This window comes from Phormidium yuhuli AB48, assembly GCF_023983615.1.
In the GTDB taxonomy this organism is placed as follows: Bacteria; Cyanobacteriota; Cyanobacteriia; order Cyanobacteriales; family Geitlerinemataceae; genus Sodalinema; species Sodalinema yuhuli.
Map to the genome: position 1 here is coordinate 3,172,866 of NZ_CP098611.1, position 19,574 is coordinate 3,192,439.

Consider the following 19,574-nt stretch of genomic DNA (forward strand, 5'->3'; position numbering starts at 1 on the left):
ATCAAGACCCCCTCTAAGTCTAGCGACTCAGAGGGGAAGTTGGCTAAAATCAATCAGCGACTAAAATGCCGGACCGATGCCAAAAGAGGCCCGGAAATCACCGCGATCGTTGACCCCCGCTGTGATGCGGAGGGTGTCGACGATGGGGACATCTAAATCGAGGAAGTACAAGCCGATACTAAACCCGAACCCCTCCCCCGGCTCATTACGGACTACCGAAGGACGACCGATAACATTAGAGGCGGTGTCAAAATCGGTGACATATTGCACCCCTAAACTGCCGCGCATTTCCTCAAAGAAGCCTCCCGGTGTTACCGCAATGGGAAAGCGATATTCTAAACGCGCTTGTAAGAAGCTACTAGCTGTTCCCACATCCCCTTGACCATAGCCTCGGGCCGAGTTGAATCCCCCGAGGTTAAAAGCTTCGTAGCCAGGAACATCCCCGAGAATGGTTCCCCCTTGAAGTTCCAAAATGAGGGTACGGGGGCCCTCAGCAAATCCGAATAGGTTGACGGGGAGATATTGCACATAACCGGCACTCAGACGATTAAAGTCCAGGCTAGTGTTGCCCACAGGAAGCGATTGTTCTGTGCCAAATTGAAAGACATTGCCGGACAGGGGAAAGCCATACTGGTCCCGGCTCACGTTGTCTTGTAGGGCAAATAAACTCAACAGCACCAGGTCATCTTTACCATCGTTGCTGGCCGAGAGGCGATTCCCTTGTTCGTCTACGGGAAAGAGATTATCGGTGAAGGCTCGGTTTTGGATGCGGATTTTCTCGTAGCTGAGTCCCGGCATGACAACGGTGTTGCTGCTGATGGGAACAACCACTTGAGTCTCAAAGCCAAGACGGTTCACCCAGGGTTCCTGTTCGTCGCCGACGGGGAGAAACACCTCTCGCACATCGTCATCGTCACCATCGCTGAGAAAGGCATCGTCGCGGGTGTTGTTGAAGTTGGCGGAGAGGCGATAACCGACACGCCGGCCGGCACCGGTCTCATCGCCGCTGAACGCAGCTTGGGTATAGGTTAAATCGGCTCCGGCGAGAAATTCCCCACCCCGGCCGGTGAAGACAATCGATCGCCCCTCGCCATCCCGATAGCCAGCACGCAAACCGGCAAAAATTCCCTCGGCGTTCTGAATGCCAAAGTCTCCTCCTAAGAAAAACCCAGACTCCAACATATCTAGGAGTTCTGGGGAATAGACTTCGGGCCGTTGTCGGGGAATTGGGCCGAGGATGGGGACAAAGCGTGTGGGACTATCAGACTCAATCCGCAACCGCTGCGCCAGTTGGGGAACCTCGGGCCCGGCTTGGGTTTGCAAGGATGGATTGGCTGGATTGGATGCTGATGAGATGGTTGAGGCGATCGCCGGTTGGCTACACAGAAGCGCACCGAGGGCCATTCCCCAATGAATTGGCAATTTCGACGGATTCAGTTGGATGTGCATACAGTCACTCCCCTAACCAGGTTCTAATAGGTTGTCTGAGGCGTTTCAAGGAAATACCGTCAGGTTACACCCAAGATACTACCGGCTCTTGGAGATGGCTAGGTGAATCTGGGAGCAAACTGTAGCAATTTGAGATGATTCCCTTGGACTAGGCACTTTGCAGTAAGGCCGCCGGATTGGGAATCGAGGCAATCAGTTGTCGGGTATAGTCCCGTTCGGGTTCACGATAGACTCGGTCCGCAGCACCGATTTCTTCGATTTTGCCTTGGTTCATGACCATGATGCGATCGCTCATAAATTTGACCACGCTCAAGTCATGGGAGATAAAAATGTAGGTCAAGCCAAATTCATCTTGCAGTTCCCGCAATAGGTTTAAAACTTGGGCCTGAACGGACACATCGAGGGCCGACACGGATTCGTCACAGATGACAAATTTGGGGTTGAGGGCCAGGGCCCGGGCAATACAAACCCGTTGTCGCTGTCCGCCGGAAAACTCGTGGGGATAGCGTTTGAGACAGTCGGCACTGAGTCCCACTCGTTCGAGAAGCCAAATGCAACGTTCCCGCCGTTGCCTGGGCCCACCGCCGACGTTGTGAATTTTCAGGGGTTCGGCGATCGCCGCCCCGATACTGATGCGAGGATTGAGGGAACTAAAGGGGTCTTGAAAAATTGCCTGAATGTTACGGCGTAAGGCTTGTAGTTGTTTGGGCTTCAGGGTTGAGATATCTTGACCTTCAAATATCATGCGCCCTCCCGTTGGTTGAATCAGCCGCAGTAGGGTGCGGGCTAGGGTGGTTTTACCACAACCTGACTCGCCCACTAAGCCTAGGGTTTCGCCGGGATAGACTTGGAAGGAGACACCGTTAACGGCCATGGCGTAACGTTGGGTTTTGCCAAACAAACCGCCCCGCACAGGATATCCCACTTGTAGGTTCTCGACTTGTAGCAGGGGAGGCTGTCGTTGTAGATGGGCCAGGCGCTGGGCCATCTCTAGGTCGGAAATGCGATTTTCGGGATTCTCCAGTAAGCTCAAGGGAGACTCACTAAGGTTATTTGAGCCGGAATTTGTCTCAGAAGCACCGTTCTGAGCCTCAGAGCCGTTGCTTTGGCTATGATTCTCGGAGGGGTGCGGCTCTTGGTTTTTCTCCGCTTCGGATGGGGCAGAGGGGGTCTCCTGGCTGGTCATGAAGTCGCTCAGGGTGGGTAAGCAGCGTAAGCGGAGTTCCGTTTGGGGGCGACAGGCCAGCAGGCCTTGGGTGTAGGGATGTTGAGGTCGGGCAAAAATATCGGTGAGGCTGCCGGTTTCGACGATTTTGCCCTGATACATGACCGCCACATAATCGGCAATTTCTGCAATCACCCCCAGGTCATGGGTAATGAAGATCATGGACATCTCATGTCGCGATCGCAACTCCCGCAACAGTCTGAGAATCGTGGCCTGAACGGTCACATCGAGGGCGGTGGTGGGTTCGTCAGCAATCAGGAGGGCCGGATCGGCGGCGATCGCCATGGCAATGGTAATCCGTTGCAGTTGTCCCCCGGAGAATTGATGGGGATAGCGGTTGAGGAGAGTCTGTTTACGCCGTTCTATCTCCTCTAAGACTTGTCGCCGTCCTGGAGCCGCCTCTGCTCCCCCGAGGGCGGCTAACACGTCTTCCTGAAGTTGGTCATCGGGGGGGAGTAACTTCACCTCTTGCAGTCGGGCGATCGCCTGCTGCTCAGCCTCAGCTTTTGAGACTTTGCGATGGAGACGAATTGCCTCAATCAACTGATAACCGATGGTATAGACCGGATTTAAGGCCGTCATCGGTTCCTGAAAGATGGTGGCGATACGTCCTCCTCGATAGCGTCGCAGTTGTTTCTCCGGTAACTCCAAGAGATTAACGCGATCGCCCACCACGGGGTCCTTAAACCAAATTTCCCCCTGGGCCACCTTTCCGGGGGGACTGGGGACTAACCCCATCACCGCCAGGGAGGTGACGGATTTTCCGGACCCTGACTCTCCCACAATCCCGAGAGTTTGGCCGCGAGGAACCTGAAAACTCACCCCATCCACCGCCCGAACCAGGCGGTCATTGGTTTGGAAGTGAACCTGAAGATCGCGAACCTCCAGAACGGTTGAGTCTAGGGGTTCATTGGAGGACGTATCTGCGTGCATAGGGATTTGGGAATAATAAACGGTCAACCTGTGGGGAAAATGCAGCCCGTGATTTAATCAGCCATGCCAGCCCATTCAAGCGCCAAACTGTCCAGCAGACTGTTTATGACTGACCCTTTTGCAAATATTGTGCGCCATCAACGACGCGGGCTGATTCAATGCGATCGCCCCGGCCCAGTTTTTCCAGAACATCTAGACCATCGACGAGATAGCCAAACGCCGCATAGCGACCATCGAGCAAGTTCAATCCCGCCGGGGTTAACTCCGGTTGGAATAGGAAAAAGAAGAACTGAGATGAACCACTATTCGCATCCAAGTCCCGATGGGCCATCCCCAGAGTTCCAAAGGCGGAAAAGGGCAGAACCGGCTGTTCCCGATAGAGGCCAATCTCTTCTAGGGTAAAGCCATAAATCGGGTCATTCTCACTGCGAACCCGAATTTCTAGGGGAATGGTGCGATACTCACCCGTCTCGGGGTCCACAAACCCATCCTCAGGCCCCGGGGGGTCGCCCGCCTGTAACACGTAATTAGCTTCAGCCCGCACAAAGTCGATGCCATCATAGAACCCCCGTTGTACCAAATCCACGAAGTTTCCAGCGGTGATGGGGGCATTATAACCGTCCACCACCATGGTCAAATCCCCTTGACTGGTGGTCATTTCTACGGTGGCGCGTCCCTTGAGTTGGGGTAAATCGGCGTATTCTTCGGGAATCTCAAAGGGGAACTCGCCCACCATCAGAGATTGCAACTCCCCGAGGGTGTTGAGAATCTTGCGGCGAATAATCCAGGCCTGTTCGCGATCTTCCGCCTCAGCTACCGCTTCCAAATCGCGAATTTGGGCATCAATGCGATCGAGGTACTCCTGTCCCGCCTCCCGTTGCGAGGGAACCACCGCCTCTAGGATGTCATCCCGACGATAGGCCAGGGTCGATTTCGCCCCCCGTACATCCCGACTCACCGCTGACCAGCGTTTACGGGCCCGAAGCTGTCGCCCAATATCCTCAATGCGTTCTTGAATAATCCGCACCGACTCATTATCAATGGGTAGGGCATATTGCAGCAGGGCCTTCGGGTCGGTGATAGCATCCCCTTGAGGCATCCGGCTTTGGCGATAGTTCTGGCGGTCTCCCCCACCATCATCACTATCCCACCAGGCGGCACTGAGTCCCAAGGAGAGGGGAAGCAGTAGGGTGACGAGGAGTGCGAGTTTCAGCCAGCGTTTCAGTACAGTCATACCTATGGATTTAAATGGAGTGTTCTATTGGGGAAGATATTAAAGGTTGCAGGGATGATAAGTCCCAGAAGATGAACGATTCAGCAAAACTCATTATAGCCCAGCAGACGAACCCAGCCGAGGCATCTAGGAGGGAAATCTGGCTTCTGCCCCCAATCAACGAAGGGTGATCTCCACTAAATTTCTTGGTCGAGAATTTTTTTCAGACGTTCCGTTGTCTGGCTGACCTCTTGCATCAACGCCTCCCAATCATCGGGGGGGTGACCCTGATCCAACATCTTGGCAAAAACCCGATAGGCATCGGTATCACGGTCATAAGCACGCTTGGATGTTTCGTCATTCACCCAAGCCAAGACGATAATTTTGCTCTCTTGGTGATATCTGAAAAAGAGTCGGTATTGTTGGAAGAATTTAGCGCGAAACCAATGTTTATACTCCGGTCCAAGGGTTGAGCCTTGGCGATAGTTGGGACGGGTTGGATCCTCCGGTATAATCTCAAAGGCCAGCCGGGCGATCGCCGCCAGACGCTTCGTTACGTTTTTCCGTTTATAGCCCTGGGCATCTTTCTGGCGCAACCGTTCGACCTGGGTTACCAGAGTCTCGACCTGGCTCAGAAACAGAGGATGAGCAAACAGAGTCCATCCGTTGATGATAATTGGCTGTTCCGAAGACACCTCTACTCATCCTCGTCGGCTAAAGGCTCATCCAGAGATACATCGACATCAGCGACTAATGATTGAACTCGGTTCACAAGGTTAGCAGGAACAGGTTGTAAATTTTGAGGATTTTTGCTCATATCCTGTTCGATAAATTCTAAAAAAGCTCCGAGAACTGGATCGTCACTGCTATCTTTCGCCACCGAAATCAAGACTTGTCCGTCCGGCTCAATGCTGTACTGGATTTTGTCTCCTTTCGCTAACCCGAGAAATTTTCGGATTGGCTCAGGAATCGTCGTCTGATAACGAGCAGTCAGGGTTGATTCTGAACAAGGCTGTGAGGGTCTAGCCATGGGGAGTTTTACAGGGATGTGGAGTCAGCGAACCTGCTGCCAAGGTAATGCAATGGCATTGTGAATGTCAAGGGTCTCCCAGTCCGTCCTCTCTCTGAACTCAGAACTCGGAAACGGGGTCTCCGGACAAACCCCGTTTCTAGCCTTGGACAACTCAACGGCGACAACGGATTAGAAATCGCCGCGAGTCTGTAACGCCGTAGTGAGTTTCTCAATCACCTCGGGAATTTCCAAGGCCCCTAACTCCCCAGAGGCCCGGGTGCGGACACTGAGAGAGTTGGATTCTTGTTCTTTGGCCCCGATAATGCACATCACGGGAATTTTCGCCTTCTCTGCATTGCGAATCTGTTTCCCCAAACGCTCGTTACTGGTGTCGGCTTTGGCACGAATGCCAACGGCCAGCATTTGCGCTTCGACATCTTTGGCAAAGGGTAAAAACTCCTCGCTAACGGGCAACAGCCGCACCTGTTCGGGGGCTAACCAGAGGGGGAAATCTCCGGCGTACTCTTCAATCAAAATCCCGATGAGACGCTCCAGAGAGCCGAAAGGAGCGCGGTGAATCATCACAGGACGCTGACGAGAGCCATCTTCAGCCACATACTCTAATTCAAAGCGTTCGGGGAGGTTATAGTCCACCTGCACGGTTCCCAATTGCCACTCTCGTTCGAGGGCATCTTGGAAAATAAAGTCCAGTTTAGGACCGTAGAAGGCCGCTTCTCCGGGGGCTTCAAAGTAGCTCATCCCTCGGGATTCCATGGCTTGGCGGATGGCGTTCTCGGCTTTATCCCAGGCGGCGTCGGAGCCGATGTATTTGTCGGAGTCGCGATCGCGGGTACTGAGGCGGGATTTGAAGTTGGTTAAACGCAAGGTTTGGAAGACCGTTAGAATCAAGTCCACCACGTTGAGAAATTCGGCTTCGAGTTGGTTGGGGGTGACGAAGAGGTGGGAGTCATCTTGGGTAAAGCCACGCACCCGCGTTAGTCCCCCCAGTTCCCCGGACTGTTCGTAACGATAGACGGTGCCAAATTCGGCGTAACGGATGGGGAGATCCCGATAGGAGCGCAAGTCGCTTTTATAGAGTTGCACGTGGAAGGGGCAGTTCATGGGTTTGAGGACGAACCCCCGCTCATCCTCAAGGCTGGAGTCCTCGTCGGACATCATCGGGAACATATCCTCTTTATAGTTCTGCCAATGGCCGGAGGTTTTGAACAAATCGACTCGGGCGATATGAGGGGTGACGACGTCTTGATAGCCTCGTTTTTGCTGTTCTTGTTTGAGGAAGTCTTGCAGGGTTGAGCGTAGCAGGGTTCCTTTAGGGGTCCACATGGGAAGGCCGGGACCGACGACATCGTTGAGGACGAACAGGCCCAGTTCTTTGCCCAGTTTGCGGTGATCTCGTTTCAGGGCTTCTTCTTTGCGCCGCTTATATTCTTGTAGTTGTTCGGGGGTTTCCCAGGCGGTTCCGTAAATCCGTTGCAGTTGGGGATTGTTGGCGTCGCCACGCCAGTAGGCCCCGGCGATGCTTTCGAGGTCGATGGCTTTGGGGTGCAGGTCGCCGGTGGTTTCGACGTGGGGACCGGCACAGAGGTCCCACCATTGGTCCCCGAGGTGATAGACGGTGATGGGTTCTTCTTTGATGTCGGCGAGAATTTCCAGTTTGTAGGGTTCCTGGATTTTCTCAATTCTCACTTGGGCTTCCTCTCGGCTGACCACTTCCCGGGTGACGGGGAGTTTCTGCTTGATAATCTTCACCATCTCTTTTTTGATGGCTTTGAGGTCTTTCTCGGTGAAGGGTTCGGGGCGATCGAAGTCGTAGTAGAAGCCATACTCTGTCCAGGGGCCGATGGTCACTTGGGTTCCGGGGAACAACCGCTGTACGGCCATCGCCATGACGTGGGAGGCGGTATGGCGAATCCGTTTGATGGAGTCCGACTCGCTGGTACGAGGAAGGCGAATCGGCTGTTCGGCGTGTTCGCTGACAGGAGACTGGGAAACGACCATGGACGAGTATATGGGTAGTAGTTAAAGAACTCTTTGATCCTAACGCAAATCTGAACCCGGCTTGGGGTGAGTTTAGCTTTGGGGCGATCGCCCCCGATCACCCGCTCAACCATCGGGCCCAAGACCCACTCCCGGGCTACATTGGGATGCGGGGGGCGAAAATCGCTATGATTTGGGCAGATAGTCCGTTGGAGTGCCTTATATGAACCCTAATCCTGATCCGAGGAACAATCTTTCCCCTGAGGAGCGCGATCGCCTTCACAGTGAGGAGGAACGGGTGCTGATTTCGCAACGGGCCCTGATTGTCTACCGCGTCATTCGCATTATTTCCTATTTAGTCAGTGCCCTATTGGTGTTGCTGTTTTTACGGTTCCTACTTCGTTTTAGTGGGGCAAATCCTGAAAATATGTTTGCTAGTTTTATTTACAATTTGTCGGAACCGTTTTTTGCTCCGTTTGATAATTTATTTATGAATCCGACAGATTTGGCGGGAACTAATGTCTTGGATGTCAATATTTTGGTGGCGATGGGAGCGTATGCCTTACTGGGATGGTTGGCAATTCGCTTAATTTACTCCTTCTTTGCGCCTCAGTAATGGGGATAAGTTGGGGATAATGAATCAGCATGTTGTTGAAGTACCAGGGAATTTTAAGGAATGGTATTTACATCGGGAACCTCTCGGGTCTGAGCCTGAAAATAGGGCTTTTCTTCTAAACTCACCAGGTTGGCGATGAGGGATTGGGGAAATCGAGTTAACTGGCCATTGTAGGCTTGCACGGCTTGGTTATAGCGCATCCGTTCGACGGCGATGCGGTTCTCGGTTCCGGCGATTTCGTAGCTGAGATTTTGGAAGGCTTGGGAGGTTTGTAATTCGGGATTCCCGGCAATCGCCTCCTGAAACTCCCGGATGGCGGCTTCCACGTCAACCATGGCCGCCTGTTGTTCTTCCATCCCTGTGGCTTGCAGATAGGCTTGGCGCGATCGCTCTAATTGCTCAATCACCTGCTGTTCGGCGGCGGCCTGGCTGCGGGCCACGCTGACAAGGTTGGGGATGAGATCCGCTCGCCGTTGCAGTTGGTTTTCCACTTGGGCCCAGCGAGCCTCCACCTCTTGTGCGCGACTCCCTAAGCTGTTATAGGCACTAATCCCCCAAATGGAGAGGATAACCGCAACACCAGCGGCTATCCATTGGGCGGTTTTGCGTCGCTCCTGGGCCTGCTCTTGTTGCTGCTGTTCCCGCTCTTTTTTAACCCGAACTTCCTCAAGGGCCTTTTCAATAAATTCGGGGGGAATTTGAACGTCGGCTGCCGCGTCTTGCAATTCCGCTAGGGAGTAGCTATTCTGAGATTCGTTGTAGTACCGGGAAGCAATTTCTAAAATTTCAGGGGCGAGGTCGTCAGGAATTTGAGAATTTGAATTGTTCATGAGATTATACAACACCAGTTTCTAAAGGTTATAAAAAGTTTGAGAGACTTGGGAAATTTACAAACTATTAAGTTTCGGGGGGATATCCAACTAAAGGATGCCAAAATTTAGGGGAAACCCTCAGTGGGGATGACCTGACAGCCTCAGTTTAGCCGATGTTTTTCAAGGTTGCCAGATGCCGTGACCCGGGGGAAGTCCCAGTGCTGAATCATGATGGAAAACAGGTGATTATGAAAATCTCCAGGTTGCTACGAACATTTAACTCATGGCTCAGAGCCAAAGGGCGCTCCCCCTCGCGGCGGGTTTTGAGGTGGTTTTGCCTGCTGTTGTTGGGCCTATCCCTGATGGGATGGTCGATCGCCTATGGGTCCAGCGTTACGGTGGAACAGGTGAGGAATCCCCAGGAAACCTATGGGGGCTGGGTTTCTGATATGGCTGATGTTCTGAGTGAGGCGACGGAACAGAGGCTCAATCGGATGATTACGGAGTTGGAGGCCCGGAATGGGACCGAGATTGCGGTGGTGACGGTTGCGGATACGGCTTCTGAGGCCACTCCCAAAGACTTTGCCACGGGACTGTTTAACCGTTGGGGAGTAGGGAAAGCCGAGGCGGATAATGGGGTGCTGTGGCTGCATTCTGTGGGCGATCGCCGTATTGAAATTGAAACCGGATATGGGGTGGAGGGGATACTCCCAGATGCTCGGGTGGGGCGGATTATTGACCAGTTGGTGATTCCTGAGTTTAGAGAGGATGATTTCGATGCGGGAACTCTGGCGGGGGTTGAGGCGTTGGTGGCGATCCTGTCTGGGGAGGAGTTCCAACTCCCGGGGGATTCGCCCCAGGTGGATGCTGTGAGTGAGTTTGGGGTGGGGGCGATCGTCTTTTGGGGGGCTTCGGTGCTGGGATATGGGGCGATTCGTCAGCGGTTGAAACAACCCATTGAACTCGACCCCCAGGGGCGATCGCGGGTGATGGGACGAAGCGATGCTGCTCTCTATCAAGGGGTCTTATTTGGGGCAGCCTTGTACGGATTTAGCCTCTGTTTGGGGATATTGGTCACCCTGCTGATTTTGGATGCGTCCCGGACGTTAGCGTCTATCGCCATCGGACTGCTGCTGCTGACAACTGGGGTCATGGCAATTGTCAGGATTGGGCAATTTATCATTCGTTCTGGGAAAGCGAGTTTACAGGAAGAGGGGCGCGATCGCTATCTAGGATTACTCTCCATCCCAGCCAAGCTAGTTTTGGGGGGATTGGTTTTCTTGTTGGGCAGCACTATCTTTATAGTCACCGCTGGACTCTTGTTGATGGAGTTTTGGGGAAATGACCTGGGGACGGTTTTACTCTTTTCCTTGGTAGCGGCCTTGGGGATGGGTTGGGTGGCTTATACCCTGACTCAACCTTGGCTTGAGGCAAGACTAAAACGAGTCTGTCAAACCTGCCAGACGCGGTTGATTCCCGTTCCCGAGTCGGAGGTGACGGCACAACTTAATCATCACCAGAGGGTGGCTCAAGACCTTGGCAGTACCCAATTTACCGGTTTACGTTGTCCCCACTGTTGCCCCCAAGAGTCTCAGTTTCATTTACGTAGCTATGTTGTCAAGGGGGGGAAATTCAGGGAATGTCCAAATTGTGAAGAGTTTACGGTCACCCATGAGACTAAAACTTTGGTTCAACCCACCTATCAGTCCACGGGCCTACGTCAAACGACCTATACCTGTCAGGCTTGCGATTATTCTAAACAAGAAGAACGTGTTATTCCTCGATTGACTCATTCTACGTCAGCCGGTGGCTCGGGTGGCTCCGGTGGGGGTGGGGGTGGCGGTGGCGGTGGCAGTTTTGGCGGTGGAAGTAGCGGTGGCGGCGGTGCTGGAGGAAGCTATTAAGGGCAACTGCTAAAAGCCACCTCGAACTAGGAAATATGCCCCCCAGATGGTTAAGATGGCAATCATAATGCTAGACCAAACTTGATGCCCATTTGGGGGAGTTTTGACCCCGGAACAGTGCAGCTGATCCACGTCAATCCAAGGGTTGACTCCACGCCGGAACCAACCCGTCACCACCACTTCTTGTTCGCAGATGTCCAGAGGGCGCAGGGGTTGCGGTAAAAAGTCCCCCAGAGGCCCGAACCGACTACAGGTATGAAGGGGAATTTGCCAATCGTCTAACTCTAAGAGCAAATCCTGGCCCAGCCAGTTGGCAGTTCCCCGCCGTCCCCGCAATCGTCCTGAGAGTTTCACCGGGAGACTGTCTATGGGTAAGGCTTGGGGATTGCTCAGCCATTTCTGCCAGTCGGGAGATTCATGGAACAGCCGGGGTTTTAATTCGGGGAAAAAGGGATTAAATCGCAAAATTGTTCCCACGGCAAATCCTCCCATGGTTAAGCCTAGGAGTAACCACCAGCGATCGGTATACAGCCAACCGACATAGCGCAGTCTAAATAGGCGATCGATCCAACCAATAAAGGCGGGAACTACGGCTAAGGTAATACCGATCGCCGTGGCGAAAAAGGGCGCTCCTTGCAGGCGAAATAAGCCGGGGGTGCGAGGATGGGGTTTGACTGGGGTGGCGTCGGCCCAGTTGAGAAGGGGGGAGATTTGCCAAAATTCGGCGCAGCGGTGGAAGCGATAGAGGCGTTGCCCGAGGAGGGGGTGCGTCTGGTTGAGATTGAGCCAGGAGGCGTAGGGACTTTTGAGTTGCCAGGAGAAGACGATTTCCGGGGCTTCTTGCGGTAAGCGTTGTCCGGAAACTTGAGTGGGCCGATCGCCCAAAGGGGTTAAGGCTTCCCAACTTTCGTAGAGGGGACTGGATTCGGGATGCTGGGCCCGATGCTGGCCAATGGCTTCGGCTAGGGAGAGGAAACCTCGGGTTAGGCCGTTGGGATGGCCGCTGAGGTCCAGGGCCAGGCGATCGCCGTAGCTGTGATAGAGACGGGAGAGGGCTAAGATGGGATAGCGCCAGAGTTTGAAGAGGCCATAACTGAGACTGCCGATGGCGACGCTGAGCCAAACTCCCGTTTGATAGAGAATCCCTAAGACGTGCTGGGAGGATTTGCAGGCGCGATCGCCCAGCCAATCCCCTAAACGACTACTCTGGAGATAGAGGGTATAGGGCAGTTGTAACACCGCCATGACTCCCGATATCCCCAGGAGATTTCCATGGGCAATCTGGGCTAATTCCCGACTCACTAAAGCGGCAATCTCCTCATCCCCGAGATGGTTGAGCAAACCACGACTCACCACCAGGCGGGCAAACCGGGGTAGAGTTCCATAGCTAAAGAGAATCGGCGCTTCATTGGGAATCAGGCGCAATTCTGGAATCGCTATCTTCTGTTTGCGGCAGAGGTGACGTACGGCGGCTTTGGCTTCGGGGCTAAATTTCCCCAGTTGGCTGAGGGAAAACCGCTGACTGCCCCAATTCAGCCGCAAGATGAGATCCAACCACCAGGGGGAGATGAGGGTGAAGAGAAGGAGGCTCAGCCAAATGTGATTGTTATAGTCATTGAAAAACGCCTGTATGGGACGAAGGGCGCGAATTTGGATTAAAACTTCATTTATCCCCGTCATCACCCCATGCAGGGGCAGGGAGATGCTGATAAAGAGCAATATGGCGGTCAATACCTCTAGCCCTCTGAGCCGTCCGAGGGGGGGCGCTTTGAGCGATCGCCGACTTTGGGGACGCTCTAGGGGGCCGTCCCGCCAATCCTCAGGGGGCGTTCTCTGGGGTGGGGGAGGGTTTGAGTCGGTTGGTTCGGGGGGTTGGGAGTCTTGGATTAGCTTAAAGGCTAATTCGGGTTCCTCGGAGTCGGTGGGGTTCGGGTTGCTGGGGGGCGGGCTGTAGAGTTCCCGTTGGGCGGGGGCTTGGGCGTCTGGGTTGTCTTCTAGGGGAACAAACCCCAAGGCTTCGGAGGGGGGCGGTTCCTCGGAGATGGAGGTGAGTTGTCCCAGTTTCTCATCGGCCCAAGCCCGGACTTTGGGATGGGAATGTTGGCTGAGGTCTTGACAGAGGGCGATCGCCTCCTGGGTTTGCTGGGTTTGGCGATAGAGGGAGACGAGGGCCCGCTGGGCTTTAAACTGCTCTCCCCCATGACGACTGAGGCGACAAGCCTGTTGCAAGTTGGCCATGGCCGCTTCAAATTCGCCCCGTTGGGTTTGAGCCAGTCCTAATTCAAGGAGTTGTTTGGCTGAACGGGGGGGAAGAGGAGGGGGTGGGGGAGTGGGAGGAGACATAAGGCACGTTCAGGAACCGCCAATCTCCTCTACGATAACGCCGGGATGGGGGAGTTGGGCAAGTTTTCCCCGTTGGAGGGTTAAGACCCCCGCTGGATTTCCTGGAAAATCTCTTCTAAGATTTCCGTGGCTCCTTGGTTTCGCAGTTCGTTGGCGAGCTGTTCTCCAAGCTGTTCGGCGTTGCTTGCGGGGCCTTGGAGGCTATCTTTGATGAGTTTTTGACCGTCAAGACGGGCTACCATTCCCGTGAGGGTGAGTTGGTCGCCCTCAATGCGGGTGTTGACGCCGATGGGAACCTGACAGCCGCCTTCTAAACTGCGGAGGAAGGCTCGTTCGGCTAAGCAGCGTTGAGTGGTGGGGGGATGGGCGATGGCTTGGAGGAGTTCCAGGATTTCGGGGTCGTCGTCGCGACATTCAATCCCTAAGGCTCCTTGGCCGACGGCGTGGAGGGAGACGTCGCTGGGGATGACTTGATGGACGCGATCGCCCATTCCCAAGCGTTCCAGGCCGGCGACGGCTAGGATAATGGCATCATATTGACCCTCATCGAGTTTGGCGAGGCGGGTGTTGAGGTTACCGCGAATGTCTTTGAAGCTGAGGTGGGGGTAGTGATGGCGTAATTGGGCCAGACGACGGAGGGAGGAGGTTCCGACGACGGCGCCTTCGGGGAGGCTGTCGAGTTGTTTGTCTTGATGTTTTTCATGCACCACTAACGCATCGGCGGGATCTTCCCGTTCGGTGATGCAGCCGAGGATGAGGCCCTCGGGGAGGTGGGTGGGTAAGTCTTTGAGGGAATGCACCGCAAAGTCCGCGTCGCCGTTGAGCATTCGCACTTCCAGTTCTTTGGTGAATAGCCCTTTATCACCGATTTTAGCCAGGGCGACATCGAGGATGTTGTCTCCTTGGGTACTCATGGTGTGAATGTCAAATTGATGACTGGGGTGGGATTCTTGCAGGCGATCACGCACCCAGTGGGTTTGAACGAGGGCGAGTTGGCTTTTACGGGAGGCGATGCGAATGGTGCGATCGGCGGCGGAAACGGTAGAAGTCATGGATTCGGGTTTTAAAGGATTGTTCTAATACGCCCAATCTAGGATAGCGCAAGTTCTGGTTCTATCCCGGCGGGGGAGTTGAGCGGATTGAGGCAGATGGCCGGTTGGAAATCAGGGTACAGTGAAGCTTGGGGGATATCTAATTCCCCCCAGGTTTTGCTCAGGCTTCCCGATACTCTCACAATTACTATGGCAACGGTTCGACTCAATCAGATTACACGACGCTTTGATGGGGTGAGTGCTATTGAAGATATTAGTTTTACGGTTCCCGATGGCGAGTTTTGGGTGTTGGTGGGGGCTTCCGGTTGTGGGAAGTCCACGATTCTGAGAACGATTGCGGGGTTGGAGATGGCCACGTCGGGGGAGTTGTATATTGGCGATCGCCGTGCCAATGATATCCCAGCTCGGGACCGGGATGTGGCCATGGTGTTTCAGAATTACGCTCTCTATCCTCACATGACGGTGGCGGAGAATTTGTCCTTTGGCTTACGGATGCGGGGAGCGGATAAGAAGACGATTCGCGATCGCGTCAGTTATGTGGCGGAGATTCTCAGTATTGCCCATTTGTTGCAGCGTAAGCCGAAACAGTTGTCTGGGGGCCAGCAGCAACGGGTGGCCCTGGGCCGGGCCATTGCTCGTGAACCCCAGGTGTTTCTGTTGGATGAACCCTTGAGTAATTTGGATGCTCAATTGCGCGATGAGATGCGATCGCAGTTGAAGGGGTTACATCAACAGTTGGGGATTACCACGATTTATGTGACCCATGATCAGACTGAGGCCATGACGTTGAGCGATCGCCTGGTGGTGTTACATGAGGGACGGATTCAACAAATCGGCACCCCTTTAGAGGTGTACAATCAGCCCAACAATCAAACCATTGCCAGTTTTTTGGGCAGTCCCCCGATGAACCTGTTTCGGGCCACCTATAACGGCTCTCATTTTGAGATTGGCGGTCAGGAGTTAGCGGCTTCTCCCCCCCTAGTGCGAGCTTTGGAAGCTGTCAGTTCCAAAACCTCCCCCCCCAGCCTCACCCTCGGGATTCGTCCCGAAGACATCCAGCTTTCCTCAGAGGACTCCGGGGGGTTGGCGGTCCGAGTCAGCATCACCGAACCTCTGGGACGAGAGACCTTAATTCGGGGGGCGATGGTCTCTGAAACGTCTCGGCGCCAGGAGAATGTCCTCAATTTCTTTATCCCCGCCAGTCTTCAACCCCAACCCGGCGAAGTCCTTTGGGTCACCTTTCCCCCGGAACATCTCCTCTGTTTTGACCCCATCAGCGAAGACCTAATTCGCCACTTGTAGGGGCGAAAAATTTTTCGCCCGGGCAGGGATAGGTTCCCCTCCTGGGAGGGGTTGGGGTGGGTTATGCCCCTACAACCAAATCGGGGATAACGGCAAGCGAAACCCAGGTAAAACCGGCTCTCCCGACAACTCCAAAGGATGGTCAAATCGCTCCATCTCCGAGCCAGGACGGTAACAGTCCACCTGTCGCTGCTGGGGGTTAATCAGCCATCCTAATTCAGTTCCCTGACTGATATATTCCTGCATTTTGGCTTGGAGTGGGGCCAAGTCATCGCAGGCGGTGCGTAATTCAATGACAAAATCGGGGCATAGGGGAGGGAAACCGCGACGTTGTTCTGGGGTTAAGGCTTGCCAACGGCGGCGGCGAACCCAGGCCACATCGGGGGAACGGATGGCACCATTGGGGAGGAGAAAGCCGGTTGAGGAGTCGAACCCTTCACCGAGGTCAGGATGGCTGGCCACCCAAGCGGCGAGTTGGCCGATGAGGGAGAAGTTGCGTTGACCTGATTCACCGCCAGTCGGGGGCATGACAATGAGTTCTCCGTTGGCGTTTCGTTCTAAGCGTAGATTCCGATTGGCGGCGGCCAGGCGCATAAACTGCTCCGGGGTGACCTGAAGCCGGGTATCTGGAGGGAGTTCGAGGCGGAGGGTTGAGGCCATGGGGTGAGCCTTGGGTTCGGGTGGGGACCTTCGGATGAGGAATGACTGTATTTTATCGCTAAAATGAACTTGTCCCCAGATTCGCTCAAGGGCGAACAGCCGTTCTCATTCCCTGAACTTTGATTAGACCTTATACCAATTTTCAGAAATTGTGCCATAGATAACTGTAGGGGCGCACCCTTGTGGTCGCCCCCCTCGCTATCGGATATCTAGCAAGCCCAGCCCAAAATGGTATTAAAACGATGTCAACCCCATCTCAAATTATCGCGAAGTTGAAAATCCTAGAAACTCTTTATCGACACGGGAAAGCCAATGACACGATTAGTCAGACATTAGACAAAATCATTAACCTAGAATTAGCAGACTGTCAGCAAACGTATCAGGAACTTGAAGCAGAAATCCAAACTTTTGAACAACAGTATAACATGGCATCGGCTGAATTTTATCAAAGATTCCACTCAGGGGAATTAGGCGATGAACTAGACTTTATCGAGTGGAACGCTTTTTATGAAATGGGGACGGCATTACAAGAGCAAATTAAAGTGTTGCAATCCACCGATACCCTATTGTAGGGGCGAAAAATGTATCTGTTTAGCGTAACGCTCAAATGTACGACGAAAGGGGGATGGCAAGAGACGGGTTAAGTCGCCAAGCTATAAGGAGTAGAGATAAGCCAGTCGGCAAGTGAGCCTGTCTAGTCGGAAGGAAACCAAGCCAGAGCGAGGGACTCGAACGCGCCAACAAGAACGAGTCGCCGAGTACATCACCCGTCTCGCCCGTGAGAAACAGGCGGGAGAACCCGACTGGCTGATTGAACATTTCGTACAACAAGGATTGCGAGTCCTGGAACTCGAACAGCAAAAAACAGAGCAAGCCAGGCAAATTGAAGCGCAAGCGGCAGAAATCGTGGAGCTGAAAGAGAAACTAGCCCAAGCCGAGCGAGCCGGCAAGCGGCAGGCCGCCCCCTTCCGACGGTCGAAGCGAAAAACTCAGCCCAAACGTCCCGGGCGAAAAGCCGGTCATCGAGGTCACTGGCGGCAACCCCCCGCAGCGAGCGCCGCCGACGAACACTACGAAATGCCTCTAGAGACATGCCCCGACTGCGGTCAACCCTTAGACAAAGAGCATCAGCAAGCCATAGAGCAAACCGTCATTGACGTACCACCGGTCGAACCGCGCGTCATCCGTCTGAAAACTTATCGCAACCACTGCCAAAACTGCCAAAAAAACGTCCGCTCCCAGCATCCCTTGCAAGTGTCTGGGGCTACTGGTGCCGCCGGCACCCAAATCGGACCACGTGCTCTGGGTTATGCGGCCTACCTCAATAAACAATTAGGCGTGACGATGCGGAAAACCGTGCAAGCCCTCGAAACGATGACAGGGGTTCGCCTCAGTCCTGGCGGCTTATCTCAAGCCCTCGACCGCATCGCCGAGCGCTTGCAGCCTCGCTACGACAACTTGCTCGCCCAGCTACGTGACAGCGAAGTCCTGTACTGTGATGAAACCGGTTGGTGGGTCAGCGGTCCGGGTTACTGGCTGTGGATTCTCACCAATAAGCATGGCACTTACTACCGTGTGGTGCCATCGCGCTCCAAACCGGCGGCACGGGAACTGATTGGTCAAGACTTTGACGGGGTTCTCGTCAGTGACTGCCTTAACATCTACGATGACTTAACCCCCCGGCAGCACAAATGCTACGCCCACCATTTCAAGGCGATTTCCCAAGCGCAACAAACCCCGGCCGGTCAATCTTCAAGCTATCTTCTCGAACTACGAGCCTGGCTCCATGCGGCCTTGTTGTTGAAGCGCTTGTCTTGTGAGCCGGACTCCTCGCGACTGTCGGCCTCGACACTGGCACAACTTCGACGTCGTCTCGAAGAACGAGTCGAAACCCTGCTGACCCCACCACGGGCGGGTCCCGAGACCACTGACCCTCAAGCGCAGCTCGAAGAATCTCTACGTCAGCGCTTGGCCAAACAGCGCGACCACTTGTTGGTCTTTCTCGATGTCCCCCAAGTGGACGCGACTAATAATCGCGCCGAACGACAGTTGCGTCCTGCCGTCATCGCTCGCAAGGTCTCTTGTGGCAATAAAACCGAATCCGGCGCTCGCACTTGGGAGATTTTGGCTTCCTTGGCGGCTACGGCTGCCCAATCTGACGAGTCCTTTGTTGAGCTTGTTGCCCAGGTCGTTCCCACCTAGAGTTCCCTGAATCTTGATTCATGCCGAATCGAGTTGGGATGCTCTACAGCCTGCCCAATAGTCATTTTGGGTCATCACTCGGCCATCGCCTACGAAAAGGCCAGGTTTTTGAGTCCTTTCGCTCTAAAAACCTGGCCTTTTTTGAGCTTAAACATCCCCGAAGCCCCTGCCATTCCTGGGTTTCCGTCTTATACGGCCAGCCCGGCCTAAACTTTTCTCGCTAAACAGATACCGAAAAATTTTTCGCCCCTACCGCAAGGTATGTAATCTGCCATAAATTCTCCTGATTACCCTAAACCCAGAAGACCCTACCCGTGGGAAAAGTCACCCATTGAGGTGGGAATATCTCAGTTTTGCTGTAGAGCCTAAACCACATCTCTAGTGTTACCCAAGGGAACTAACCATGAATATCCGACAATTGATTGATGAAGAAATTGACAAACTAGAGGAAGATGAGCTGCTAGAACTCTATGAAATCGTCAAAAAATTTTCACGTCCAAAAACAAACAACAGTTTACTGTCCAATTTGATGCAAATACAAATTGAAGGGCCAGTTGATTTTGCTGCCTGGTTCACTTAAGTTAAGAAAAAGCGATAAACGGGATTCAAGGTTGAGGAAATGGTGTAAAATGGGGATAGTATCCTGAAGCTGTTGCATCATGGGAACCAGCGAAACTGAAAGGGTCTTCAGGATATACGGTTTAACTGGTTGCATGGGATACAAAATTGTAGGGGCGAAAAATTTGTAGGGGCGAAAAATTTTTCGCCCCTACTTGGCGGTATCAAAAAACCTCAGCCAAAGGAGCAACGTTAATCGCCAATCTGCGGGGAAAAGCCACAGGGGAGATGACCC

At 53.8% G+C, this 19,574-nt stretch carries 16 protein-coding genes; 6 read left to right on the plus strand and 10 right to left on the minus strand.

Translation table 11 applies throughout. From position 1 onward, the window contains the following. Window positions 1-60: 60 nt before the first annotated feature. From NEA10_RS13510 to thrS, 6 genes are all read right to left on the minus strand, one after another. Window positions 61-1,449 carry a BamA/TamA family outer membrane protein gene (locus NEA10_RS13510; protein WP_252661170.1) on the minus strand — a complete coding sequence of 463 codons (1,389 nt, stop codon included), beginning with the start codon at window positions 1,447-1,449 and terminating at the stop codon, window positions 61-63. A gap of 148 nt (window positions 1,450-1,597) precedes the next feature. Beyond that, window positions 1,598-3,607, minus strand: coding sequence for an ABC transporter ATP-binding protein (locus NEA10_RS13515; protein WP_252661172.1), 2,010 nt, complete (start codon window positions 3,605-3,607; stop codon window positions 1,598-1,600). Window positions 3,608-3,710: 103 nt separating this feature from the next. Further along, complete coding sequence (locus tag NEA10_RS13520; protein WP_252661174.1) at window positions 3,711-4,841, minus strand: peptidylprolyl isomerase; 1,131 nt, start codon at window positions 4,839-4,841, stop codon at window positions 3,711-3,713. 176 nt (window positions 4,842-5,017) lie between these two features. Then, a complete protein-coding gene (locus NEA10_RS13525) occupies window positions 5,018-5,515 on the minus strand; it encodes a type II toxin-antitoxin system YhaV family toxin (RefSeq protein WP_252661176.1) in 498 nt (165 codons plus the stop codon). Between the two features lie 2 nt (window positions 5,516-5,517). Beyond that, entirely contained in the window at window positions 5,518-5,850 is a 333-nt protein-coding gene (locus NEA10_RS13530) for a type II toxin-antitoxin system PrlF family antitoxin (protein WP_252661178.1), read from the minus strand. A gap of 171 nt (window positions 5,851-6,021) precedes the next feature. Then, the gene (gene thrS, locus NEA10_RS13535) at window positions 6,022-7,851 is read right to left on the minus strand and encodes a threonine--tRNA ligase (protein ID WP_252661180.1); all 1,830 of its coding nucleotides are present in this window, start codon (window positions 7,849-7,851) and stop codon (window positions 6,022-6,024) included. Between the two features lie 202 nt (window positions 7,852-8,053). Here thrS and NEA10_RS13540 point away from each other — a divergent pair, with 202 nt between their 5' ends. Then, window positions 8,054-8,446, plus strand: a complete 393-nt coding sequence (locus NEA10_RS13540; RefSeq protein ID WP_252661181.1) for a YggT family protein — start codon at window positions 8,054-8,056, stop codon at window positions 8,444-8,446. A gap of 53 nt (window positions 8,447-8,499) precedes the next feature. On the opposite strand, the gene NEA10_RS13545 is transcribed toward NEA10_RS13540, so the two are convergent. After that, a complete protein-coding gene (locus NEA10_RS13545) occupies window positions 8,500-9,276 on the minus strand; it encodes a LemA family protein (protein WP_252661183.1) in 777 nt (258 codons plus the stop codon). Between the two features lie 344 nt (window positions 9,277-9,620). Between NEA10_RS13545 and NEA10_RS13550 the strand changes: the two genes are divergently transcribed. Next, window positions 9,621-11,162, plus strand: coding sequence for a TPM domain-containing protein (locus tag NEA10_RS13550; RefSeq protein WP_252661185.1), 1,542 nt, complete (start codon window positions 9,621-9,623; stop codon window positions 11,160-11,162). 9 nt (window positions 11,163-11,171) lie between these two features. Here the strand turns inward: NEA10_RS13550 and NEA10_RS13555 are convergent, their stop codons facing one another. Continuing rightward, a complete protein-coding gene (locus tag NEA10_RS13555; RefSeq protein WP_252661192.1) occupies window positions 11,172-13,505 on the minus strand; it encodes a M48 family metalloprotease in 2,334 nt (777 codons plus the stop codon). 80 nt (window positions 13,506-13,585) lie between these two features. After that, window positions 13,586-14,557: a hydroxymethylbilane synthase gene (gene hemC / locus NEA10_RS13560; RefSeq protein ID WP_252661194.1), complete on the minus strand. Its 972-nt coding sequence runs from the start codon at window positions 14,555-14,557 to the stop codon at window positions 13,586-13,588. 189 nt (window positions 14,558-14,746) lie between these two features. Between hemC and NEA10_RS13565 the strand changes: the two genes are divergently transcribed. Beyond that, the gene (locus NEA10_RS13565) at window positions 14,747-15,859 is read left to right on the plus strand and encodes an ABC transporter ATP-binding protein (protein ID WP_252661195.1); all 1,113 of its coding nucleotides are present in this window, start codon (window positions 14,747-14,749) and stop codon (window positions 15,857-15,859) included. 69 nt (window positions 15,860-15,928) lie between these two features. On the opposite strand, the gene NEA10_RS13570 is transcribed toward NEA10_RS13565, so the two are convergent. Beyond that, window positions 15,929-16,519, minus strand: coding sequence for a Uma2 family endonuclease (locus NEA10_RS13570; RefSeq protein ID WP_252661196.1), 591 nt, complete (start codon window positions 16,517-16,519; stop codon window positions 15,929-15,931). A 242-nt stretch (window positions 16,520-16,761) separates the two neighbouring features. On the opposite strand from NEA10_RS13570, the gene NEA10_RS13575 reads away from it, so the two are divergent. The 3 genes from NEA10_RS13575 to NEA10_RS13585 all read left to right on the plus strand — a co-directional run bounded on the left by NEA10_RS13575 (window position 16,762) and on the right by NEA10_RS13585 (window position 19,301). Beyond that, window positions 16,762-17,091 (plus strand): hypothetical protein, encoded by a 330-nt coding sequence (locus NEA10_RS13575; protein WP_252661197.1) that lies wholly within the window; start codon window positions 16,762-16,764, stop codon window positions 17,089-17,091. A 112-nt stretch (window positions 17,092-17,203) separates the two neighbouring features. Continuing rightward, the gene (tnpC, locus tag NEA10_RS13580) at window positions 17,204-18,721 is read left to right on the plus strand and encodes an IS66 family transposase (RefSeq protein ID WP_252661199.1); all 1,518 of its coding nucleotides are present in this window, start codon (window positions 17,204-17,206) and stop codon (window positions 18,719-18,721) included. Window positions 18,722-19,124: 403 nt separating this feature from the next. Continuing rightward, window positions 19,125-19,301: a hypothetical protein gene (locus NEA10_RS13585; protein ID WP_252661200.1), complete on the plus strand. Its 177-nt coding sequence runs from the start codon at window positions 19,125-19,127 to the stop codon at window positions 19,299-19,301. Window positions 19,302-19,574: the final 273 nt, after the last annotated feature.